Below are 23,120 nucleotides of genomic sequence, written 5' to 3'. Positions count from 1 at the left end.
GCCATTTTGTATTCCGATTACGTTGTAATGAACGACCTTTGTAATACACGAATTCAAGACCACGATGGCCACAGATCTGAAAGAAGTACTGATCAACGGAAAAAAGGCAAGCCCTGCGCTACCGTTAGAAAAAAAGAATTTCTTGATCGATATTGACGGTACCATCAGCGAGGATATTCCGAATGAGGAACCTGAACGGATGGTGGATGCCGCATTATTCGATGGTGCCTTGGAGACATGCAATAAATGGTATGAAGATGGACATATCATTACATTCTTCACGTCACGATTGGAAGAACATCGTGAAGTAACCACGGCATGGTTGGATAAGCACGGTTTCAAGTATCACGGTATCCTATTCGGTAAGCCGCGAGGGGGCAACTATCATTGGATAGATAATCACATTGTTCGTGCAACGCGCTACAATGGGAAATTCACTGAACTTGTTGAAAAGGAAGAGATGGTCGAAGTGTTCAAGGAACACTGAAAATGAACGTGCTCCCGAGGTTTATACTCATCTTTCTATTCGCGCTGATCTCCGTACCGCGAACAGCGGCGCAGTACGTTCTCGATACGGTGCCAGAACCAATGCCCAATGCTAATTTGCTGCGCGAAGGACCAACCTTTCTGAACCAGATCAAATTCTCGCCTATCCGTATTTTCGACCCTTTCAATCCAGGGTTCGAGGTGAGTTACGAACGTATCTATTCACGTTGGTCCACACAAGTTTCCGTAGCACTATTGGCAGATCCTTTGAAAATTACCGGTCACGATAAGTACAGCGGCGTAAGACTCGCAATTGAACAGAAGTACTTTTTCATTCAGTCCAGAAAGATCAGACCATACGTTTCGTTGGATCTTGTTCAACATCAGATCACAATTCATAGAACGGATCAATTCAGTCCTTATCCGGATGGCTATTTGTATTCCGATGACTCCACCTACTACGAAGTGTATACGGATAGTTATCGCATTGAAAAGCAAATGGTAACGGTCAACACGAAGATCGGTTTACAAGCAAACCTCGGGAAAGTGGTCTTGGACTTCGGTATTGGTGTAGGGTTGAAGTTCAAGACCGTTCAACACTTTGAACGGACCAATCTTTCGCATTCACTTGTTCATGGAAAGGATCCAACGCTATCCTTAGCTACCACTGAGAGAGGGCGATACACCACGCCTAATTTGCCCCTGAATCTGAAAGCGGGATTGTTATTCTGACCTTATCATTTTCCCCTGTTCGCGCCAAGCGCTCATTGATCCAACTGAATTCTGAGCGTGATCCGTTCTGCGTTCCGAATGGGGTTACCCAAGGTCATAGATCTCTCGAATAAGCTTCATTTTCTGTTCGAAGTCGATCTTAAGATCGATCAACTCTCCAGTACGTATATCGAATACCCAACCGTGTATGGATGGCATACCGGAAGCGATATAGGCTTTCTGCACAACAGCTGTCTTGATAACGTTGATGCATTGCTCTTCGACATTCAATTCCACCAATCGGCGATAGCGCGCATCTTCATCCGAAATGGAATTCAATTCATTTCGATGTATCCTGTACACATCGCGGATGTAGCGTAGCCAAGGATTCAGAATGCCGAGATCCTGGGCTTTCATGGCTGCCTTAACGCCTCCGCAGAAATAATGACCACAGACCACAATGTGCTTCACTTTCAAATGGGCTACAGCATATTGAATAACGCTCAGTGAGTTCAGATCGGCGGAACCAACAACATTCGCAATGTTCCTGTGAACGAATACCTGACCTGGTCGTGCACCCATAAGTTCTTCGGCTGTGGCTCTACTATCGCTGCAACCGATGTACAGGATCTCTGGATTTTGACCTTCTGCCAAGTGCTTGAAGAAGTCCTTGTCAGAAGCTTCTTTATCCTTGATCCACTTTTTGTTATTCTCGAATACTTGCTTGTAGAATTCCATGTGTCGCTCTGTTTCTTTTAGTACTCAACCTAGATAATGCATTAGCAAATCTACAGCGGCCATACGTGCAGGTAGATCTACCGTGATCAACTTGCCCGTGAACATAAAAGTGGGGGCTCTTGTTCTAAGGTAGTTAGGTCCCCTCCCTGTCCTCTTCTAACCTAACGTAAAGTTCATCGGAAGGATGTATCGCACACGGACCGGCTCACTATCTTGGGTCCCAGGTGTCCAGTCCGGCATCAATTCCAGAACACGCCAAGCCTCATAATCCAAATAAGGATCAGCAGAACGTTTAATGCATTGCGTTTCCCATTTGCCTGCCTCTGTAATTATGGCTTCCACATACACTTTACCCATGATGCCTGCTTCTTTTGCTTCTTGCGGGTATCGCACCGTTGTACCGAGAAATTTGTAGAGTTCGTCCAAACCGCCTTTGAATTCAGGTTGAACTTGTACCTTCGTTGTGTCAGGTGGCACCAACCTGCCATCGGTTATTTTGCTGGCACAACTCGTATAAACAAGCTTGTCGAAATTCCGTTCTGCCAGCAGTTTGCCTTTATGGTCGTAGCTCCGCCAAACGCCTACAGGGTATTCTCCACGGTAATGCTTTTCATCCATAGGCTTCCCTTTCGGATATTCGGACAGCATATATGACGTCACGGAATCTTCCGTCAGGCTGACCACTTCCATGTATTTGGCATTTTGCTCATCCACTTGGAATGAACGACCAAAGTCCTTGAAATACGTGGTATCCTGGGCAACACATGCAACGGAGAACGCGGCATGCAAGAATAGAACAACTGGAATTTTCATGCTAACGAACCTACACGGATCATTGAATGTTTCTTTGTGCACTACGATAGTTGATTACCGTCGCGAATTATCACGCCGTTCCTTGTGCTGCTTTCAGTGTATTCAACAATAAACTGGTAATGGTCATAGGCCCTACTCCGCCAGGAACCGGACTGATCCATGAACATTTTGGTGCTACTTCATCGAATTTTACGTCGCCGACCAATCGGAAACCGTTCTTGCGAGAGCCGTCTGCGATCCGGTGGATGCCCACGTCGACCACCATTACACCATCTTTCACCATATCAACTGTGATGAATTCCGGATGTCCGAGCGCAACGATAAGAAGATCCGCTTCCCGTGTTATCGCAGCTAGATCTTTAGTGCGACTGTGCGTTAAGGTCACCGTGCAATTCCCAGGATCCGAATTGCGGCTCATTAAGATGCTCATGGGTGTGCCAACGATGTTGCTACGACCAACTACCACACAATGCTTACCTGCGGTCTCAATACGATAATGTTTCAGCAATTCCAAAATGCCGCTTGGTGTTGCAGGTAGGAAACCAGGCAATCCCAACGTCATATTCCCAACGTTCTGCGGGTGGAATCCATCCACATCCTTGCGAGGGTCGATGGCCATGATCACATGGTCTGGATCGATATGAGAGGGCAAGGGTAGTTGAACGATGAAGCCGTCGAGCTCCATATCCCTGTTGAGCTCCTTTATCCGAGCCAACAATTCATCCTCGTTCGTACTTTCCGGTAAACGGATCAAGGTACTGTGGAAACCAACACTCTCGCAGGCTTTCACTTTTGCATTCACGTATGTCTTGCTAGCTCCATCATTGCCCACAAGCACTGCAGCCAAATGGGGTGCTCTCCCTCGTTTTTCCTTTACTTCTTTAGCATACTTAGTAATCTCGTTGCGTATGGCTTCGGACGCGCGATTTCCGTCCAATAGCTGGTATTTGGCCACTTCTGTCATCTGGGGATGAAGATAAGAATGAAGTCCACAGCGCTAGGTGACGCATGGTAATTCAGCTGAACGGCCGATCAGCTACCAACCGGTCCTTTTCTTTAATCCGGTGATGTGCGCCATGTGATGGTTCGAATGCCATACATAGAGTTCCAAGGCTTCGCTTAAGGTGATCTCGCGGTTCTGTTCAGGGTGTACAAAGACCTTGTCAAATTCAGTCGGAGTCATGCTCTTCAGCAACACCACCCAGCGCGCATGCGTACCGGCAATGATCTGTAACGAAGGTTCCACTGGCATAGAGCGTGCATCCGTGTGCTCCGCCCACAATGCTTCTTTGTATGGTTTGATCACGGGCTTTTCTTCTGTTAACGCAAGTTTGAAGCGTTGCAAACTTTGACCGTGGCTATCCGCGATATGATGTACCAATTGCCTAATTGTCCAGCCTTCAGGACGGTAGCGTGTGTCCAATTGAGCATCCGCTAATTGATCGACCTCTTTGCGCAATACCTGCGGAAAGGCGCTGATCACTTCGATGCATTCGACTATACGCTTCGGTGTTACAGCCTTTGTGCCGCGAACGAATTTGCCGATCGGGTATTTTAATTGTTCGAGTGTGTCCGTGGCCATGATCTATCAAAACTAAGTCCAACCGCACTACTATTTTTTCACCGCATACTTAAGCAAGAACTCCATGCCATCCAGAACTTCTATGTCGCTAAAGTGAAAATCGCCTTTGTTGTATGTGATTATGGCGTTGCACTTCGCATCAACCGCCGAATAGTACTCGAAACCATCTTCGATGTCCAACACTTGTTTGTTGGCCATGGTACGCTGGGCGCATAGCTCGTTCATGGTGGTTATCTTCAGTTTCTCCACCAACAACTCAGCCTTTTTACGTGCAAGCTTTGCACCGTTCTTCTTCTCTGAATAGTAGTGCGCAATAGCAATGCACAGCGGTGATGTATAAACGTGGAACCGCTTATCGTCGCATAGGCTCAATACCCGTGCACATTCGGTAAAACGTGGATATTCGTTACACAGAACGGTAACAAGAACGTTGGCATCCAAAAAGATGCGCATGATCACTTACGACTTTTGAAGTATCCCTTCTTGACGTTCTGCTCAGCACTGTTCTTACGAACGTACGTTGCTTCACCTTCCGCAACTAGATTCACCCAATCGGAAACGGGAAGTTCATCAAGCGAACGGTACTGCTTACTAATGACCTTACTAAGCAAGAACTCCGTAAGCCGCGATAAGCTGATATTATTGGCAGCCGCGAACTCCTTAGCCTGTTCTATGACCTGCTGATCGAAGCTGAGTGTGATCTTGGAATCCATGGGTGAGATGTTTATACGACAAAGATAGTTGTTTGATACGTAATAAACCACCCACTTACTTCACCACCTCTAATTTACCACCTGTGAGGCGGCCGTCCTGTTCAACCTTCCAGTAACGTCGGCCGGTAGTCCGCATGCTCGTTGTTTCATTCAGCGTTCCCGGGCGCGTAACACGGCAGTCGTAATCGATGGTCCCGATTTCTCCGGTACTCCAAATGCTATGTGTCGTCCAGCTATAACGCTTCAAATCTTGGTCGATGTCTGGTGTGTCATGCAAATGCACAAGGTCAAGTATGCGACTTGCACGGCGATCGTAGCTGAGTAAATAGGACAATGTGGCAGTACCCGTGGCGTCGCCTAGTGATATGATCGAATAGATGATGGTGTCGGAAAGGACGACGGTCGTATCCACATAGGCGTGGACCTTCAGCACCCATTCAGGAAGTGAATCGAAGGCCGTGGTATAATGCAAGTCGGTCGAGTCAAGTCTTTCCTGGTGAAGCAACTTATCCTCTAATGTTTGCGCCTTTACCCTAACAATGGCACCCCAGAGCAGTAATATCAAGATTGGGGCACGACCGATGAAGAGCGAAACACTGATCATCTGATTTTCTAATTGTCTTATTTTCTGATCGTCTGATCAACACTACCGCCGCATACCCTGCGCCTGTTGCATCCGTTGCATCATCGCTTGCATTTTGCTCTTGTCGCCCATCATCTTCATCATCTTGCGGGTTTCTTCGAACTGCTTCATGAGCTTGTTCAACTCGGGTACGCTGGTTCCGCTACCAGAGGCTATACGCTGGCGGCGACTACCGTTGATGATGGATGGGGTTTTGCGTTCGGCGGGCGTCATGCTATTGATCATCGCCTCGATCCCTTTAAATGCATCATCCGGGATATCCATGTTCTTCATTGCTTTGCCCACACCCGGGATCATGCCCATGAGGTCTTTCATGTTCCCCATTTTCTTGATCTGGCCGATCTGGTCCAAGAAATCATCGAAGCCGAACTGATCTTTTGCGATCTTCTTGTTCAACTCACGGGCTGCCTTTTCATCGAATTGGTCCTGCGCACGTTCCACAAGTGAAACCACATCGCCCATACCCAAGATCCTGCCGGCCGTACGGTCCGGGTGGAACTCGTCGATGGCCTCCATTTTCTCACCGGTACCGATGAATTTGATCGGCTTATCAACCGCGCTGCGAATGCTCAACGCCGCACCGCCGCGTGCATCACCGTCCAACTTGGTCAGCACCACGCCATCTATATTCAAACGCTCATTGAAGGCCTTGGCCGTGTTCACCGCATCTTGTCCGGTCATGGCGTCCACAACGAACAAGGTCTCTTGCGGCTTTATGGCTTTTTTCACCCGCGTGATCTCGTCCATCATGGCCTCATCTATCGCCAAACGACCGGCGGTATCGATGATCACCAACGTGTGCCCGTGTGTCTTTGCGTAGGCAACTCCCTTCTCAGCAATGCTGACCGGGTTCTTGTTCTCGCGATCACTGAACACCTCAATATCCAATTGCTTGCCCAGCGTTTCCAACTGGTCTATCGCCGCAGGACGGTAAACGTCGCAGGCTACCATTAACGGTTTGCGTCCCTTTTTCTTTAGGTGGTTGGCGAGCTTCCCCGTGAATGTGGTCTTACCGGAACCTTGCAAGCCGCTCATCAGGATCACCGTAGGGTTCCCGCTCAGATCGATGGCTTGGTTCCGACCGCCCATCAGCTCCGCAAGCTCGTCATTCGCTAGCTTGATCAAAAGTTGTCCGGGGCTCACGCTGTTCAACACGTCCTGCCCAAATGCCTTTTCCTTCAGCCGGTCGGTAAAGTCCTTTGCGGTCTTGAAGTTCACGTCGGCATCCAGAAGCGCACGGCGCACTTCCTTCATGGTTTCGGCAACGTTTATCTCCGTTACTTTCCCTTGGCCCTTTAATACTTTGAACGCCCTTTCGAGCTTATCACTGAGGTTATCGAACATCTGCTTAGCTAGTGTAGATCGCGAAGGTATGGATAGGAGACTAGTGCTTAATGGGCGGAATTTTCATCCGTTGAACCGAGTCCATACGTTATTCGGGACTTCGGGCGTTATTTCACTATGAAACGCCTTGCTTTCGTTCTCGCGATCGTCCTCTTTCTGGCCTCGTGCGCTTCTAGGCATCTCACAGCTCGCAAATGCAATGGCAAACGCGGTGTCCGCACGCCAATGGGCTTAATGTAATGTCGTTTTCAAATGTCCTTCGCGACGAGCTAGTTATGTTTGTTGTCCGATCGAACACGAATGAAACGACTTATCATCATTACCGCATGTATTGCAATGGTCTTCTCATTGCACGCTCAACAAACACGCGTTCTCTTCCTTGGGAACAGCTATACCGCCTTTAACAGCCTTCCGAGCCTTACGCGCCTCTTAGCGTTGTCCTTAGGCGACACGATCGAAGTAAGTAGCAACACGCCCGGTGGTTACACCTTCAATGGTCATTCTACGGATCTTACTTCGATGACGCTTATTCAGCAGGGGAATTGGGATTATGTAGTGCTCCAAGAGCAAAGTCAGCTCCCCTCCTTTCCTCCATCTCAAGTTAATACGGAATCACGGCCGTATGCGCAGGCTTTGGTAGATAGTATTCGCTTTTATTCACCTTGTGCGGAACCAGTTTTTTATATGACATGGGGAAGGCAGAATGGTGATGACGCGAATTGTGCTTCATGGCCACCTGTATGCACTTACGAGGGAATGCAGAGCCAATTGCGCATTTCCTACTTGAGCTTTGCAGAAGAGAATATGGCATGGTGCGCACCAGTTGGGGCGGCATGGGCACAAGTGAGGGAGCAGTATACGATGATCAATTTATATAACGCCGATGGCAGTCACCCGAGCGTCGAGGGGTCTTACCTCGCTGCATGTACTATTTATAGCACTATGTTCGGAACATCCTCCGTTGGAGCTTCCTACATTTCGTTGGTAGCTGCGGATACCGCCAGTACGCTCCAGCAGATCGCAAGTGCGTTGGTGCTTGATAGTGCCGCTACATGGAATATTGGCGCAAGTGATCCGGTCGCCTCGGTCTTCGTCGATGATAATAACGGTTTGGATGCACAATTTTCACAGACTTCAACGAATGCAACAAGTCACCTTTGGGACCTGGGTGACGGATCCACTTCAACCGAAGATGCCTTCACGCACACCTATGCGCAGCCGGGTTCCTATACGGTGATCTACACTGTTACAGATGCTTGTGATCGAACCGATACCGATACCCTGCAAGTGACCGTTGTCGTTTCCGGTATAAACGAGTTTCGAGAAGAGCAGCTGACAATAACACCAAATGGGTCAGGAATAATCGTGAAGAACAATGGTAGTACGGGCACTTTCCAGCTATTTGACTCCTCCGGAAAACTAATGAATTCGTTCAAATTGAAGGTCAGTGGAATGCTCAATATTCCACTGACGGATTCCGGAACTTATCTGTGGAAATTTATCGACTTGAATGGGACTCAGGCAGCTGGAAAAGTTGCTAATATCAACTAGCTGCACCAGCGAAGATCAAAGGACATCATTGAGACTCCAATCGTAGTCCAGATACTTCACTTTGGCATTCTCATTGATCTTGACAGTGCTGTACTTGTTCAGGTATTGGAAAAGTGACCCTTCTTTCGTGAAGTCGCCAACGAACCAATCGAAAATGGCACTCAGTTCAACCGAAGACCCTGTGATCTTGTTGTATTGAGCGCTATTGATGAATTGCTTGGTTTGATCTGTGAGTTGTTGTTCAAGCTTCTCCGCTGTATAGGCTTCGTTGCGTAACGGCGGGCATGAACCGCTAGCACAATTGATGGCAAAGTGGATCCGTGGTTCACCCATATTGCGCAAGATCTCGTGTTCGACATCATTTAGGCTTAACTCTTTCTTGCCTACCATGAACTTGGTCGCGTGCCAAACTGAATTAAATCCCGGAATACTCAGTTTCGGATCAAGGTCGCGGATGCTGGCGACCGGGTAGTTATCGACGATCAATTTCACTGTTTGCGCATTGTACAGGTTGATATAATACGCCAGCTTCTGTTGTTTGGTCCATGCATCCGTCGGTACATTATTGGTAAGTGAAACACAATATGCTTCGAGCTTGAGCTTATCCTTTACCATGCCTTTGTAATCGACCAATGAGCCTTTGACATGGGCTTTTACCAATTCATTCCATGCATCATGCATATTAACCGGAGCAAGTGATGCAGCTTCCATTGTGCTGCCTTTATCCAAGGTATTTGATGCTGATGGTGGCGATGGTTGCTGGCACCCCATCATTGCCGTGGTAAGGAAAGCAGTGAGTAGGTTATTCATTGTTCTACTATGCAGGATCAATGTACAGATAGCTCCAAAGTCGTTCCATCTCCTTTACCTGACAAACGCTGGAGATTTTCACGCTACGACAAAGTTCCCACGATGATCCCGGATTTATCTACCTTTGCGGCGTCTTAGAATAGTTAAGACATACCCCAAGCGCCCTGCTTTCCACGTTGGCACACACCAACACAAGATCTGTCCAAGGCGCCATCCCCAGCGGATCATTGCACGCCGGACAAGTAGAAAAGGGGCTTTTTCAAACACACTTACAACGGTGTTGATCAGGGACAATGACCTGAAAACACCAAACCATTCCCGCGCAGGGATTCATTCTGCGCACATACATATGGAACGTACTACGTTCAACGACCTTGGGCTTATTGAGCCCATTCTTAAAGCACTTCAGGAAGAAGGCTACACACACCCCACTCCTATCCAGGAACAAGCCATTCCGCACCTAACGAAAGGTCGGGATCTCTTGGGATGTGCCCAAACAGGTACCGGAAAAACGGCTGCCTTTGCTATACCGATCCTGCAAGAACTGCATGAGAAAGGCATTCCGGCCAATAGGCGCCCTATCCGCACATTGATCCTGACCCCTACGCGCGAATTGGCGATCCAGATCGGTGAAAGCTTCGCGGCATACGGTAGACACCTTGCACTTAAACATACCGTGATCTTTGGTGGTGTGGGTCAAAAGCCGCAGACCGACGCGCTTCATCGCGGTGTTGATACAGTGGTTGCCACTCCCGGACGATTGCTCGACCTGATGCAGCAAGGATTCATCCACCTGGATAAACTGGAGATCTTTGTACTGGATGAGGCCGATCGCATGTTGGACATGGGGTTCATCCATGACGTAAAAAAGGTGATCGCCAAGTTGCCGAAGAAGCGCCAGACATTGTTCTTCAGTGCCACAATGCCGAATGAGATCGCGAAGCTTGCAAGCAGTATTCTTACCGACCCGATCAAAGTTGAAGTTGCTCCTGTGAGTAGCACGGCGGAGACCATTGATCAATCACTTTTCTATGTGGACAGAACTGACAAGAACAAATTACTTGTGCACTTATTGGAGGATGATACGATCAAAGAAGCATTGATCTTTACACGTACCAAACATGGCGCGAACAAGGTGGCGAAGATCCTTGTTCAAGCAGGCCATGGTGCTGAGGCGATCCACGGAAACAAGAGCCAGACCGCACGTCAGAACGCACTCAAGAACTTCAAGGACGGAAAGATCCGGGCGTTGGTCGCTACGGATATTGCTGCACGCGGCATCGATATCGATGGGTTGAGCCATGTGATAAATTTTGACATTCCGAACATTCCAGAGACTTACGTGCACCGTATTGGACGTACCGGACGTGCCGGTGCATCGGGCAAAGCGCTGTCATTCTGCGATCACGAAGAGAAAGCATATCTGCGGGATATTACGCGATTGATCAAACGGGATATTCCTGAAGCCAAGGAGCATCCATTTCCGATGATCGGCGGACCGAAGAAGGCGGAGAAAGAAGTTCGCGAACCGCGCCAACCTCGTGGACCGGGCAGATCCGGAGGGCCTAAGCCACAAGGGCAACGAAACGATCGTAACACTCGGTCCGAACGACCTGCGTCCGGCGAAAGCAGACCAGCACGCAATCCACGCGGACAACGACCAGAGCGCGACCCACAGAGTAGGCCCCAAGGCGAGCATGCTTCAGAGCGCCCACGTGCGGAACGTCCAGCCGGTGACCGGGACCCACAACGCGAACGTGGCCCACGCCCGGAACGCGGACCTAGGCCGGATCTCGGTCCCCATTCAGAACGTATACCTCGTAACGAAGGCGACCGCACGCCACGTCTTGAGCGCACACCACGCAGGGAGGGAGACCGCCCGGAACGCTCTCGAAATGATCGTGGGCCACGCCAAGAATGCAACCGCGGGCCACGTCCAGAACGCGGCAACGACAACAGTAGTAATCCGGTGAAAGAACAGAATCCACCAGCAGCCTCAATCCTAAGCAAGCCGGATTATGCGCAACTGAGCAAGGATCTTTTCGGTGAGGACATTACCAAACCCAAGAGAAAGAAGGACGATACGAAAGGTGGATTGCGCGGGTGGTTCAAGAAGAAGTAGAACGGTTAACTACCTGTACACAAGAAAGCCCGGGTAGATCCGGGCTTTCTTGTTGGCTGGGCGCTGTTCGGTCAGGCCGCAGCAACTGGTGCTTGTTCTGCAGCAGCAGCACGCTCAGCCTTCAATTCGGCTTGCAACTGCTTACTGGTCTTACCAGTGCCATCGTGCCGCCATCCCGGTGGACCGAAAATGTACATGAACTTCGCTTTGAAGGTCGGGGCTTGTTTCACATCACGCCAGATCTCTTTGAACTCGAACAAGTTGTGCGTGAGAGCACTGTATGTATCCGGATCATGGCTGATCCCGAAATTGGCTTTTACGCCTTTGATCGGTTCTTGCCAAGTGCCGTATAGCTTATCCCAGATCACCAACATACCACCGTGGTTACGGTCCAAATACTCGGTGTTGCTGCTGTGATGTACCACATGTACGTATGGTGTATTGAAGATCTTCTCGTACCAACCCAAGCTCGGAACCAATTGACTGTGTAAGAAGAATTGATAGAATGAATTGATGATCAATGCCGTAGCGATCATGATCGGTTCGAACCCAAGAAGTGGCATCCACATCCAATAGATCGGCTTTACGAAGGTGATGAACCACCCGTTCCGGATGCTGATCGTAAGGTTGAACTTGCGCCCACTATGATGTGGTAAATGGGCGGCCCAAAGCACGCGTATGTTGTGTGCTAAGCGGTGGTGCCAGTAAAAATTATGATCATCGGCGATCATGCACGCGATCCAAGCCAACGCCCCGAAACCTAGTGTGGTGTAGCCCAAATACTCTTCGCGCAGCGGTGCAGCCCACCAGAACAGGAACATGTAGATCGTGATCTCGAATACGTTGGTGATCAATCGAATGGCCGTCGCAATTACGCCCATGACGAATCCAGCCCAACTCTCGCGCAGATCGAACAGGTCCTTTGCCCGGAAATACTCGATCAATATCAACGCAATGAAGATCGGATACACGTAATACGCACCGTAATGCTCGATCTCCAGCACAGGTAACTGCGCCTTCATATCTATCCACGCTTTTATTGGATTGAATGTCATGTCTATCTTTTGGGATCCGGAAGGTTCCGGTTGGCAAATGTATCTTCTTCGGAGAATAACAAATGTCATATAAAAAAGAAGCATATGTCATTCAACACTACGCCGATATTTGTACAATGCGAAATTCCGTATTCCAACTTGCTCTGCTTGCTTCACCCGTTCTGGCCCAAGTACCGATCAATGGCCCGATGCTTGGCTATACGGACATGTTCGAGGCAACTGTCTGGATGCAATGCCCTGGCCCCTGCAATGCACGGCTGGAATATTGGGAATTGGACCGACCGGATAGCATGCTGACAACAGCAGAGCAGCGTTCGCAACCATTGAATGCCAATGCGATGGATTTTGTGGTGGCACCACTCCTACCAGGCACAACGTATGGTTACAGGGTGTTATTGGAAGGCAAGCCCATCGATGTTGGGCAGCCACTTACGTTCAAGACACAACCGCTCTGGAAATTCCGATCGGCTCCACCGGATCTTACATTCGCTCTGGGTAGTTGTGCCTACATCGGTGAGCCGGTTTATGATAGACCGGGTAAACCGTACGGTAGCGGCTATGAGATCTTTGATGCGATTGCAGCTACGAACCCCGACCTGATGCTTTGGCTTGGTGATAATATGTACCTGCGTGAGCCTGACTGGGGTACCCGAACCGGCTACTTGCACCGCTATACGCATGCGCGAAGTACCCCGCAACTGCAGCGGTTATTACGCAGCACGCAGCATTATGCCATTTGGGATGATCATGACTTCGGATCGAATGATGCGGACGGTAGTTTCGTGAATAGCGCAATTGCAAAGGATATGTTCGATCTGTTCTGGCCCAACCCGACGTGCGGCGTAACAGGTGCGAATGGGATAACATCGATGTTCACTTATGCCGATGTGGATGTATTCCTTATGGATGACCGGACGTTCCGCGTACCCGGCGATCTGAAGACCTCTACCCCTGCCATGCTTGGGAACGCACAGTTGGACTGGCTTATCCGAGCCTTGAAATACAGCGATGCCACATTCAAAATAGTAGCTATTGGTAGCCCGGTCCTGAACCCCAATGCGGTGTATGAAAACTACGCTACCATGCCCGATGAACGCACAGAACTGTTGCGAAGGATCGAGGTCGAAGGGATCAAAGGCGTCGTATTCCTTACGGGAGATCGGCACTTTACGGAACTGACCGAACTGGATATTGCAGACGGTCGTAAACTATACGATCTTACATGCTCACCACTCACTTCCGGCCCATATTCACCAAAAGAAAAGAATGAATTGCGCGTGGAAGGATCCTTATTCACGGAGCGCAACTTTGCGACGATCGCGGTTACCGGAAAGACCAAGGAACGGGTACTGACCATACGCATATTTGATGCGGCAGGTAAGGAACAATGGTCCCACGCTATCCAGCAAGAGTGATCTGGAACAAGAATTACTTGTACCGACCCAGATAGACCAGATCTTTCAATGGTCTCCTATGCGTGCGCTTCAATTCGCGCCCCCGATAGGGCTCCTCAAGCATGTCTGCATTTCCAGGAAATCCAAGAGCCAATACACTTACAACATCCAAGGCTTCGGGTATTTGAAATGCTTGACGTGCTTGATCCGAATGGAACCCAGCAAGCTGATGTAAGCCCATACCCATTGAGGTGGCCTGTGCCGTTAGTTGCGCCAAAGCACCACCCAGATCATGTCGTGCGAAGTAATTCTCCTCGTCATTGTATGCCAAGTTGCGTTGCACCATGTTCAGGATCAGGATCGGCGCTTTATCCGCCCATGACCTGTTCATGCTCCACAGCGAATCCAACAGTGCTGCGTGCCCGTCTTGATCTTTTCGCGTGACCAGGAAACGCCACGGTTGTTCATTATGGCTACTGCTGGCCCAGCGTGCAGCCTCAAGAACCAGTTCCAGCTCTACATCGGTAACATCGCGATCGCTGAATGCACGGGGGCTGTAACGATCATTCAGCATTTGATGGATCCTAAGTTCACTGCGCCCGTTACTCTTCATTTCCACATCTTTCTTGTCCGTCATCCTCTCCATTTATCAAGAATACCATTCAACATTGATGCTTCTTTATTACTCAATTTTTCCTGATCGGATCGAGCTTCCGCTTTCATTGCAAGATCGATCTCTTCCAACAACGCAAGCCCGCTCTTGGTGATATTTACGAATACTACACGACGATCCGACTCACAACGCTCCCGATGAACCAGATCCTTGATCACCAACTTGTCCGTTAACCGTGTGGTATTCGGAGCCCTATCGATCATTCGGTCCCGAACATCGTGCATCTTCATTTTTCCTTTTCCACCACGCAGGATCCGAAGTATGTTGTACTGCTCCGGGCTTAACCCGAACGACCTGAAACGTTCAACCGCTTTGCTTCGCAGCCAATTCGCAGTGAACATGGTATTCAGCATTGCTTTTTGCTGTTCACTTTCGAATTTGCTTCGTAATTCGACTGAAATCTTGGGCATAGCCTTTGTTTACAACGCACTTTAGTTCGTTGTGGCAAAGATACGTTTACATTAAATCCCATGGAATGCAATTTCAGTGCGAAATACCAATTTGCATTAAGCATTATGAATTTGATCATCCAATGCCAGTTGAAGCGTTCGCCTTACCTTGCCGATCACAAGAAAACCTGCCCTAGCATATGAAATTGAATGCCTGTATCCGCTTAAGTTCAGTTGTGGCTATTCTGTTCTCGGGGTGCAATGCACCTTCGGATAATTCTGTTGATAATGTGCCTGTTCAAACGGAGCGTTCAGTACAGGAAGTGAAGCCTCCTGCTCCAGAGCAACACACGGATTCAACTCCGTTGGATCGCGACGAATGGCAGCGGCCGGAAGTCATTATCGGCATGGCAAACAGCGATCTGACCGGCATGATGTTCGGCGACCTGTTCGCAGGAGATGGCTATTTCACATGGAAACTTATAGATGCTGGCGCAAATGTGATCGCGATCGATACTGACCCGAAGAATATTGAAGCGCTGCAAACAGAGAAAAAAGCACGCGGCCTAAGCGATGAGCGACTTAAGATCCGGGCTGTGCCTGTGGGTGATCCCGGACTGAATGTTGATGAAGTGGATGTAGCGTTGCTCGTTCACAAATATTACGGCATCAAGGATAAAGAGGCTTATTTCGAACAACTCCGCAAGGGTATGCGCTACCCCAAATATCTTATGGTCGTTGATTGGCAGTATCGTGAAACGCCCATTGGGCCTTCGATGAGTGAACGGACCCCCACAAATGACCTGATGGAGGCATTGTTGAAATACGGATGGTCCGATGTGGGCGCCCATTCCGATAAGATCCCGTTCCAAGTGATCTTTTTCGCGAACGATCCGATGGAGGACATGTGAGCGATCCTTCAACCTTGGGCGTGCATCCTCCTTTCTTTTTCAGCGAGTTCCTTCTTTGTTGGTTCCACACCCAAGTATTCCAGGAACATCGTGGCCCATAGGATCTTTGAAAGTGCATACAAGATCGGTGTGCTCAACAATAAGGCTGATAGTATTGCGACGATCCTGGTCCATATCGCTGCATCAGGAAAAAGCACGATACAAGCAACATAAACGGACACACAGAGCATAATGGCCAAGGCATAGGAGACGTACATGGCACCAAAATAGAACCCAGGCTCACGCTCGTACTTTCTACTACAGACCGAACACACCCTATGAAGGTCTCCTGCTTTTGTTAGATCATACGGATTGCTCGAAATAAAAAAATCGCCTTCATGGCAATAGGGGCATTTGAAATTGACTATGCTGTACAGCTTAGTTCCCTTTGCGAACATTCTGTTGGTGCTTCTTGCCTACTTGTGGACCGCGAAGGTATGGCCAAGCATTACCGACATTAGGAGATATATCACAATGGTATTCGTCGCTTTTGAACGAGCAACGGCCGCTCGGAATTCCCGAACGGCCGTTGCCTACAGAGTGCAATTGAGATCACTCCCAGAACATCACCTTGAATTCAACACGGCGGTTCTGTGCGCGACCTGTAGAAGTCGCGTTATCACCAACAGGCTCGATCTCTCCGTGGCCAAATGACTTTAGACGAGCAGCACTTACTGCTTTTCCTTCCAAGTAACTCTTTACGGAAGCGGCACGCTGCTCGCTTAGCGTGAAATTCTTGGCATCATCTCCTTGGCTATCGGTATGACCATGGATCTCCAAGTTATACGATGGATTGTCGCTCATTACTCCAACAACTTGATCGAGTATGCTATAGCTCGTCTTTTTAATCGTGGCTTTTCCGGTTTCAAATTGTATACCGGTAAGTGCCTTTGCAAAAAGCTTCTTCACATCTTCATTGATCTCCGGGCAGCCCTTCATACTCGCAACACCTGCAACGGTCGGGCATTTATCCTGATGGTCCGCGATCCCGTCTCCATCGCTATCAGGGCACCCTTGCTTATCCGCAGGTCCTGCCTTATCCGGACATGCGTCCATTTCATCCGCAACGCCATCACCATCCCTATCAGGGCAACCATTGGTTGCTGCAACTCCAGCTTCGTCAGGGCACGCATCTTCTTTATCGATAATACCGTCCTTGTCGCGGTCATCTTCCGGATGAAGATTGATGCTGATACCATCGATGTAGTAATAAGCACGCTGATTGTCCGGACCTTCAACCATTTTGGTTTTTTCCATTCCAGCTGCGGGGAATGCTCCGATCACCAAGAACTTCTCGTCACCATCAGCAACAAATGTTCCTTTAACATCCACCCAATTCGCTTTGTCACCAAGAACTGCGGCGCTGGATACGTCTGCTGATTCGGTCAAGAAATGACGGTGGTTATATTTCAATTCAGTTGGTGACGCATAGGCTCCGATACCACTTACAGCACGGTCGCTGTTACCGGCCAGTTTTACTTTGAACGATACGTCGTATTTCTGACCAGCCGCAAGTGGACCAGTGAGTGCTGTCTGCAAATACTCACTGTACTGGTTCCACGCAGGTTTCAATGGATCTTCATCACGGCCGTTCAACATATGCTTCCAATTCGGGCGCATATCATCTTTCCACGCAACGAATCCGGCATAGTATTCGCCTTCTTGCGCAGCAGTGGCACCCAATTCATTGTCAGGTATACCTGTAGTGGTCTTACAGCTTTCCTTGCTGAAAACATCCACCGAGCCAAGATTCGCGTTGGACCAACCTAAAGCGCGATCCAATTGATCCCACGTCGTAACATTGGAACTGAGGCCTTCAAAACCACCATTGCTGATCAAGTTGGGGCCTTTGTCTTGGGCCATAAGGCCTAACGAGAATAACATCCCGGTCATCGTAAGTGTAACTATTCTGTTCATCGGAATTTGTAATTGAGGGTTGCTCACATTACCTGAGACGACTGGTATTCCGATCCGTCACTTCTTAATTCCGATGTTCTTCGAAAACTACATCTTTTCGCATTTAAGAACTATTCTTTTCCGACCTTCTCACGCACTGAGATGGAATCCAAATAAAAGAACGCATACCGATTATCAGCGCCTTCGATCAAGTTCACGGATTCACCGCCTACGTATGGAAAGGTGCCGATCACAAGAAATGATTCTCCGCCATCCGCAACGAATTCACCACGAATTTCCGTCCAAGCCCCTTTTTCTTTGATGATACCCTCCGTATAGACCTGCGGAACGACATCTATGAATTTACGATGTTGATGATCCATACGCTCTTCACAAAAATGTGCGCCGACCCCCATGATGCTTCTATCGCTATTACCGGCCAAGGCCACGTGGAACACCATTTCGTAGGTCACATTTTCCTTGAGTGGTTGGTTCAGTTGGCATTGCACGTATTCGGAATATTCATTCCATCCAGGCACGAAAACATCATCAGGATCGTTTGCATCGAAATTGTGACGAACATCATCCTTCCATGCAAAGAAACCCGCATAATTGGCGCCATCCTTTGATACCATGGTTCCGTAATCGTTCTCTGGAATACCTACCGTTTTGGCCTGAGCCTCGGGAACAAAAACATCACATAACCCGAGGTTTGCATTTGACCAACCTTCTGCATTCGGCAGTTGATCGAACGTTTTCACCGGTTTATCAAGCTGTTCAAAGGATCCGTTCGGAACCAGTTCAATGGTGGATTGCGCATTCGCTAACGCAAACGGCATGGTCGAAAGGCAACAGATGATTAAATTCTTGGTGATCATGCTTCTCAATTTCTTATGACTTTAGTTGATCCGGTCAGCGAAAACCTTACGGAACCTATCCAATTTGGGCCGGATCACCATTTGGCAATATCCCTGCTCTCCATTCAACGCAAAGTAGTCCTTATGGTAATTCTCGGCGGCATAGAACTCAACGGCAGGAACAACCTCAATAACCAACCGTCCGGCATAGGCACCGCTTTCATCCAGCTTTTTCATATATGCCATTGCGGTACGTTGTTGTTCATCCGTGTGATAAAAAATCACACTTTGGTACTGTGAACCCACATCTGCTCCTTGCCTGTCTTTGGTCGTCGGATCATGGGTCCCCCAGAATACTTCCAACAATTGGTCCAAAGACAGTATCGCCGGATCGAACACCACTTGTGCGACTTCTGCATGGCCCGTACTTCCTGTACATACTTCCTTGTACGTGGGGTTATTTGTTCGGCCGCCCATGTATCCCGAAGTAACTGAGATCACTCCTTTGAGTTCTTTCAACACTGCCTCGAAACACCAGAAGCAACCTGCACCCAGCGTAATGGTCTCTCGTAACATATTGATCTGTCGTTGGCTAAAAAATAAAAACTCCAATGTCTCTCGGTCCAAAATACACGGTATCGCACAGTTCGCGCAAAAGTAAAGGTTCCGGATCTCGTAAATCGCTCAGTTGGCAGCACCGTGTTGGAACTACTAAGACCAGGTTGAACAAGGCGTTCCAGGAGCTAGGGCCTACCGATCTTCTTCAATAATGCCTTTCCGATCCGTTCAACTACACCTACCACAAGTGCATTCCCCATAAAGAATGCTCTCCAAGCATCACTTGGCCCTTCCGTATGGTTGTCCGGGAACATGTTGATGCGTTCCAGTTCGATCGGCGTGAGTCGGCGATAGCGCTTACCATCCTGACAAACCACATGCTTGAAGCGCGATGCAGCATTGCCACCTTCGCCGGTTATGATGGTACGTGCCGGCTTATCCAATGGATCCGGAAATGCCATAGCCCCTTCAGAATACGTGTACTCGTGCCCATTGATCGCCGAAATACGCGCTGCACTTTTGGCCCCTTTCTGGTATTTCCACGCTTTCAGGTCCTTACGCGCTATGTAGAAATTGGCAGGCACTTCCTTTTCTGGTTGAAGAAGATCGCCCAACACCATGGGTTCTTCTTTGCTCAAGCTGGATACTTTGGTCGTGTAAACTTTGGCTCCGATCATAACCCCAGCATTCTTGAATGGCGATAAACCCTTGAACGAGCCGAATTCATTGGAAAGGAGCAACAAACTTTGATCAATATCCAAAGCGTCAACTTTGGTTTCTTCTTTACACGAAAATGCCTCGGCTAAAACGCCTTTCTTCCGCAGCCAGACCGTAGGATCCGATCTCTTGAGTGCTTCGAAAAGTGGCGTTGTGCGATGATAACCCACAAGGAAGACCCTTCGGCGTCGCTGCGGCATTCCATATTCTGCAGCATTGATCACACGCCACTCTATCGCGTAACCCAGAAGATCCAAGGAGCGCAACATGATCGCGAGATCCCTACCCCGCTGGCCTGTTGGTGAACCCAATAGACGATCCACATTCTCCAAGATCAAATAGGCCGGTGGTGTTTTCTTATCGCTTAGGATCCTATGGATCTGCCACCATAACACACCTTTCTTGCCTACTAGCCCTTTGGAACGATGCAAGGTACTTGCAACCGAATAGTCCTGGCATGGAAACCCACCTACCAGCACATCAAGATCAGGTATCTCTTCAATACCGATCTCGCCGATGTCCTTATTCGTATGATGTTCTTCACCAAAACGAGCGGCGTATATCTCAGAGGCGTGCTGCTTGCGCTTGCCAGGCTCCCATTGATTACTGAAAACCACACTGAAACCAGTTGCACTGCTGCTTGCCCGTTCCAGCCCAAGCCGAAATCCACCTACACCGGCGAACAGCTCTGCTACGCGTAATACCTGTTTTGAGGAAGTTTTCTTGGCCACGGCGGGCCGAACTTAGTAAAATGTGCTCCTTGCGATCAAGTTTTTCTTTGGTGATGCATCAACGCTGCGATGTGTAAAGTTGGCTGGAACAAACCGCTGATATAACTATGGACCCAAATTCCGATATGGAGACAGAGCCTATTGAGGGGTAAAAGGTGACTTTATCAGGATGACTGCTTAACATACATTTGACGCAGGTTTAACAGTGATACGAAATGACTTACCGACCTTTGCAGCGTTATACTGCATTATGGTTCTGTAATAATTAGAGATATGGCCCAGAAGGTTTTATTGGTTGATGATGAAGCAGACGTCCTGGAACTGCTGAAATACAATCTTGAACGGGAAGGTTTCCAGGTGACAACTGCGTTGAACGGTAAGGATGCGATCAAGACGGCTAAAGTGGATAAGCCTGATCTTATTGTCTTAGACATCATGATGCCTGGTATGGACGGCGTTGAAGTATGTACCCTGCTTAGACAGCTTCCTGAATTCAAGCATACGGTGATCACATTCCTGACAGCCCGTGGAGAGGACTATTCCCAGATCGCTGGATTCGAGGCTGGTGCGGACGATTACATAACCAAGCCTGTGCGACCAAAACTTTTCGTAAGCAAGATAAAAGCGCTGTTGAAACGCACGGGATCAAGTGAAGTTCCGGATCATGAAATGCTTGAAAGCAATGGTGTGCGAGTGGATCTTGAAAAGGTGATGGTCTACACCGATGGCAAGGAGCTTCAACTTCCCAAAAAGGAATTCGAGCTGCTCGTATTGTTGATGAGCAAGCCTGGTAAGGTGTTCAAGCGGGATGAGATCTACAATAGGATCTGGGGCAATGAACTTTTCGTTGGTGACCGTACGATCGATGTTCACATCCGCAAATTGAGAGAGAAATTAGGCGACGAACGGATCGGAACCGTAAAAGGCGTAGGCTATAAGTTCGACGCCTAAAGCATTTTATGCGTTTTATCTGTATTTAGTTGCCGTTCGCACGACAATTTCGACCTTTCCTCTAGTTCAGTTATTTTTTTGACCCGCATAGGCATCCTTCTATATGGTACACACGTCTACTGTACAACACAATGTCACGCTCCTACAAAATATCGCTGATACTCAAAAGCAAGAGCAGCCTACCCGTATACCGGGATCTGGAGAAATTGAGCGACCGTGAATTGGATGAACAGGTGCTTGAAATGGTCCGTAGAATGAAGGCCAATGAAAGCGCGGTAATAGCCCGAATGGTGCTTCGCCAACCAACGTTCAGCCTTAACTGAGATCAGGATCTCAAGATCCCGGATCTTTGTTGCTCAATTCTTTTCTTCCAGAATTTGGATCATATGGGTTCACGGTTATATTTGTCGCATAACCCTTCCTCATGAGCGACCAACATTTCGATGACCATTTCCCAGCTGAAGCTGAACAGAATGAGATCGGAGGGCCCGTGTTACTGGCCCTAATGACCTTGGGTATGATCGTGCTGCTTATTTGGGCACTCGGCTAGACCCTACCCTAACAATGCAAAGCTTGTGGTGAATTTCTTTCACCGAATAGCATTTTCAACATCTGGCTCATCTCCTCTTAAAGGGCAGAGTTATGCCTAGGAATGTAGTTGTACTACCTACTGTTCTTTTTAGGATCGCCAGCTCTATCCAGGTACTCATCCCGGCGCACGAGCATGAACCAATTTTCGGTCAGTTCCAAATACCCTTGTTCAAAACAGAACACATAATTGTTCCCCGCTTTGGTAATGTGGGTGTTGGTATGGTACATGAAACTGAATCCATGTTCCAGTAACTTCTCCCTGTGCACCTTGGTCTTCCCCTCAGCACCCGTATTCAGTTCAGATAGGATCCTGCGGTTCCGCTTCAATGTATTCACAACATTGCGGACATAGTTTATGCTGCTATTGTTCGCATGATAGTGAAAGAGATTTCGGCACGCATCTGAACAAAATCGTTTGTCCGTGCGACCTACGATCTTCTCACCACACTCCAAACAAACCTTATCGGCTAAGACTGGCATGATCCGAATGTAACAGGATCTTTCAGAATAGATGCCCCCGAACATCGGAATGGGGTGCAGAACATGCGAGCATTGAGTGTTGTATTACAAAACCACGCTCAAAAAGAAACCCCACAAGTGCAACGCACCAATGGGGTCCCTGATCAGAATGATCCGTTACTTTTTTGCTGCTGCTTTCTTTTTTGGCGCTGCCTTCTTAGCGGTAGCTGCCGGTTTCGCCACGGCTTTCAATTGAACTGCAGCTGCAGTCATTTTCCGCGCAGTTTCGGCTTTCCGCTTGGCGCGTGTGTCGCTTCTCTTGGCTACCGTTTTTCCGGTGCCGCTGTTCCCCTTGCGGAGTTTGGCTCGTTTTGTCGTCATGTTCG

Annotated in this window: 27 protein-coding genes; 8 read left to right on the top strand and 19 right to left on the bottom strand. The window is 48.7% G+C overall.

The window, feature by feature from the left end; all coding sequences use genetic code 11:
• The first annotated feature begins 64 nt into the window (after window positions 1–64).
• Both IPF95_14205 and IPF95_14200 read left to right on the top strand, forming a co-directional pair.
• Window positions 65–487, top strand: coding sequence for a phosphoheptose isomerase (locus IPF95_14205; GenBank protein ID MBK6475838.1), 423 nt, complete (start codon window positions 65–67; stop codon window positions 485–487).
• Window positions 488–495: 8 nt separating this feature from the next.
• Window positions 496–1,218, top strand: coding sequence for a hypothetical protein (locus tag IPF95_14200; GenBank protein ID MBK6475837.1), 723 nt, complete (start codon window positions 496–498; stop codon window positions 1,216–1,218).
• An 84-nt stretch (window positions 1,219–1,302) separates the two neighbouring features.
• Here the strand turns inward: IPF95_14200 and IPF95_14195 are convergent, their stop codons facing one another.
• The 8 genes from IPF95_14195 to ffh all read right to left on the bottom strand — a co-directional run bounded on the left by IPF95_14195 (window position 1,303) and on the right by ffh (window position 7,030).
• On the bottom strand, window positions 1,303–1,935 hold the full coding sequence (locus IPF95_14195; GenBank protein MBK6475836.1) for a carbonic anhydrase: 633 nt from the start codon (window positions 1,933–1,935) through the stop codon (window positions 1,303–1,305).
• Between the two features lie 156 nt (window positions 1,936–2,091).
• On the bottom strand, window positions 2,092–2,748 hold the full coding sequence (locus IPF95_14190; GenBank protein ID MBK6475835.1) for an energy transducer TonB: 657 nt from the start codon (window positions 2,746–2,748) through the stop codon (window positions 2,092–2,094).
• 70 nt (window positions 2,749–2,818) lie between these two features.
• Complete coding sequence (locus IPF95_14185; GenBank protein ID MBK6475834.1) at window positions 2,819–3,712, bottom strand: bifunctional 5,10-methylene-tetrahydrofolate dehydrogenase/5,10-methylene-tetrahydrofolate cyclohydrolase; 894 nt, start codon at window positions 3,710–3,712, stop codon at window positions 2,819–2,821.
• A gap of 72 nt (window positions 3,713–3,784) precedes the next feature.
• On the bottom strand, window positions 3,785–4,330 hold the full coding sequence (locus IPF95_14180) for a putative metal-dependent hydrolase (protein MBK6475833.1): 546 nt from the start codon (window positions 4,328–4,330) through the stop codon (window positions 3,785–3,787).
• A gap of 30 nt (window positions 4,331–4,360) precedes the next feature.
• Window positions 4,361–4,783, bottom strand: coding sequence for a PIN domain-containing protein (locus IPF95_14175; GenBank protein ID MBK6475832.1), 423 nt, complete (start codon window positions 4,781–4,783; stop codon window positions 4,361–4,363).
• Window positions 4,784–4,785: 2 nt separating this feature from the next.
• Complete coding sequence (locus IPF95_14170) at window positions 4,786–5,043, bottom strand: hypothetical protein (protein MBK6475831.1); 258 nt, start codon at window positions 5,041–5,043, stop codon at window positions 4,786–4,788.
• A 55-nt stretch (window positions 5,044–5,098) separates the two neighbouring features.
• Window positions 5,099–5,647 (bottom strand): hypothetical protein, encoded by a 549-nt coding sequence (locus tag IPF95_14165; protein MBK6475830.1) that lies wholly within the window; start codon window positions 5,645–5,647, stop codon window positions 5,099–5,101.
• Window positions 5,648–5,689: 42 nt separating this feature from the next.
• Window positions 5,690–7,030, bottom strand: a complete 1,341-nt coding sequence (ffh, locus tag IPF95_14160) for a signal recognition particle protein (protein ID MBK6475829.1) — start codon at window positions 7,028–7,030, stop codon at window positions 5,690–5,692.
• 300 nt (window positions 7,031–7,330) lie between these two features.
• On the opposite strand from ffh, the gene IPF95_14155 reads away from it, so the two are divergent.
• A complete protein-coding gene (locus IPF95_14155) occupies window positions 7,331–8,581 on the top strand; it encodes a PKD domain-containing protein (protein MBK6475828.1) in 1,251 nt (416 codons plus the stop codon).
• Between the two features lie 15 nt (window positions 8,582–8,596).
• On the opposite strand, the gene IPF95_14150 is transcribed toward IPF95_14155, so the two are convergent.
• The gene (locus IPF95_14150; GenBank protein ID MBK6475827.1) at window positions 8,597–9,352 is read right to left on the bottom strand and encodes a DUF547 domain-containing protein; all 756 of its coding nucleotides are present in this window, start codon (window positions 9,350–9,352) and stop codon (window positions 8,597–8,599) included.
• A 388-nt stretch (window positions 9,353–9,740) separates the two neighbouring features.
• Between IPF95_14150 and IPF95_14145 the strand changes: the two genes are divergently transcribed.
• Window positions 9,741–11,513: a DEAD/DEAH box helicase gene (locus IPF95_14145; GenBank protein MBK6475826.1), complete on the top strand. Its 1,773-nt coding sequence runs from the start codon at window positions 9,741–9,743 to the stop codon at window positions 11,511–11,513.
• A 71-nt stretch (window positions 11,514–11,584) separates the two neighbouring features.
• Here IPF95_14145 and IPF95_14140 read toward each other — a convergent pair whose 3' ends face one another.
• Complete coding sequence (locus IPF95_14140) at window positions 11,585–12,568, bottom strand: sterol desaturase family protein (GenBank protein ID MBK6475825.1); 984 nt, start codon at window positions 12,566–12,568, stop codon at window positions 11,585–11,587.
• A gap of 116 nt (window positions 12,569–12,684) precedes the next feature.
• Here IPF95_14140 and IPF95_14135 point away from each other — a divergent pair, with 116 nt between their 5' ends.
• Window positions 12,685–13,983 carry an alkaline phosphatase family protein gene (locus IPF95_14135; GenBank protein ID MBK6475824.1) on the top strand — a complete coding sequence of 433 codons (1,299 nt, stop codon included), beginning with the start codon at window positions 12,685–12,687 and terminating at the stop codon, window positions 13,981–13,983.
• Window positions 13,984–13,996: 13 nt separating this feature from the next.
• On the opposite strand, the gene IPF95_14130 is transcribed toward IPF95_14135, so the two are convergent.
• Window positions 13,997–14,599 carry a nitroreductase family protein gene (locus IPF95_14130; GenBank protein MBK6475823.1) on the bottom strand — a complete coding sequence of 201 codons (603 nt, stop codon included), beginning with the start codon at window positions 14,597–14,599 and terminating at the stop codon, window positions 13,997–13,999.
• Window positions 14,596–15,045, bottom strand: a complete 450-nt coding sequence (locus IPF95_14125; GenBank protein MBK6475822.1) for a MarR family transcriptional regulator — start codon at window positions 15,043–15,045, stop codon at window positions 14,596–14,598. Before IPF95_14125 ends, IPF95_14130 begins: the two co-directional genes overlap by 4 nt.
• Before the next feature lie 179 nt (window positions 15,046–15,224).
• Here IPF95_14125 and IPF95_14120 point away from each other — a divergent pair, with 179 nt between their 5' ends.
• Window positions 15,225–15,935, top strand: coding sequence for a class I SAM-dependent methyltransferase (locus IPF95_14120; protein MBK6475821.1), 711 nt, complete (start codon window positions 15,225–15,227; stop codon window positions 15,933–15,935).
• An 8-nt stretch (window positions 15,936–15,943) separates the two neighbouring features.
• Here IPF95_14120 and IPF95_14115 read toward each other — a convergent pair whose 3' ends face one another.
• The 5 genes from IPF95_14115 to dcm form a co-directional block, all read right to left on the bottom strand.
• The gene (locus tag IPF95_14115; GenBank protein ID MBK6475820.1) at window positions 15,944–16,372 is read right to left on the bottom strand and encodes a DUF983 domain-containing protein; all 429 of its coding nucleotides are present in this window, start codon (window positions 16,370–16,372) and stop codon (window positions 15,944–15,946) included.
• A gap of 154 nt (window positions 16,373–16,526) precedes the next feature.
• Window positions 16,527–17,891 carry an OmpA family protein gene (locus IPF95_14110; GenBank protein ID MBK6475819.1) on the bottom strand — a complete coding sequence of 455 codons (1,365 nt, stop codon included), beginning with the start codon at window positions 17,889–17,891 and terminating at the stop codon, window positions 16,527–16,529.
• Window positions 17,892–18,001: 110 nt separating this feature from the next.
• The gene (locus tag IPF95_14105; GenBank protein ID MBK6475818.1) at window positions 18,002–18,709 is read right to left on the bottom strand and encodes a hypothetical protein; all 708 of its coding nucleotides are present in this window, start codon (window positions 18,707–18,709) and stop codon (window positions 18,002–18,004) included.
• Between the two features lie 60 nt (window positions 18,710–18,769).
• Complete coding sequence (gene msrA / locus IPF95_14100; protein ID MBK6475817.1) at window positions 18,770–19,303, bottom strand: peptide-methionine (S)-S-oxide reductase MsrA; 534 nt, start codon at window positions 19,301–19,303, stop codon at window positions 18,770–18,772.
• A gap of 167 nt (window positions 19,304–19,470) precedes the next feature.
• Window positions 19,471–20,733 carry a DNA (cytosine-5-)-methyltransferase gene (gene dcm, locus IPF95_14095; protein ID MBK6475816.1) on the bottom strand — a complete coding sequence of 421 codons (1,263 nt, stop codon included), beginning with the start codon at window positions 20,731–20,733 and terminating at the stop codon, window positions 19,471–19,473.
• 273 nt (window positions 20,734–21,006) lie between these two features.
• On the opposite strand from dcm, the gene IPF95_14090 reads away from it, so the two are divergent.
• Window positions 21,007–21,684, top strand: a complete 678-nt coding sequence (locus IPF95_14090) for a response regulator transcription factor (protein MBK6475815.1) — start codon at window positions 21,007–21,009, stop codon at window positions 21,682–21,684.
• Window positions 21,685–21,815: 131 nt separating this feature from the next.
• Window positions 21,816–22,007, top strand: a complete 192-nt coding sequence (locus tag IPF95_14085; GenBank protein MBK6475814.1) for a hypothetical protein — start codon at window positions 21,816–21,818, stop codon at window positions 22,005–22,007.
• Between the two features lie 340 nt (window positions 22,008–22,347).
• Here IPF95_14085 and IPF95_14080 read toward each other — a convergent pair whose 3' ends face one another.
• Window positions 22,348–22,755, bottom strand: coding sequence for a hypothetical protein (locus IPF95_14080; protein MBK6475813.1), 408 nt, complete (start codon window positions 22,753–22,755; stop codon window positions 22,348–22,350).
• Between the two features lie 156 nt (window positions 22,756–22,911).
• Window positions 22,912–23,115, bottom strand: a complete 204-nt coding sequence (locus tag IPF95_14075) for a hypothetical protein (GenBank protein ID MBK6475812.1) — start codon at window positions 23,113–23,115, stop codon at window positions 22,912–22,914.
• Window positions 23,116–23,120: the final 5 nt, after the last annotated feature.

The sequence above is a fragment of the Flavobacteriales bacterium genome (assembly GCA_016704485.1).
In the GTDB taxonomy this organism is placed as follows: Bacteria; Bacteroidota; Bacteroidia; order Flavobacteriales_F; family PHOS-HE28; genus PHOS-HE28.
This window is presented reverse-complemented; position numbering and strand designations above follow the sequence as displayed.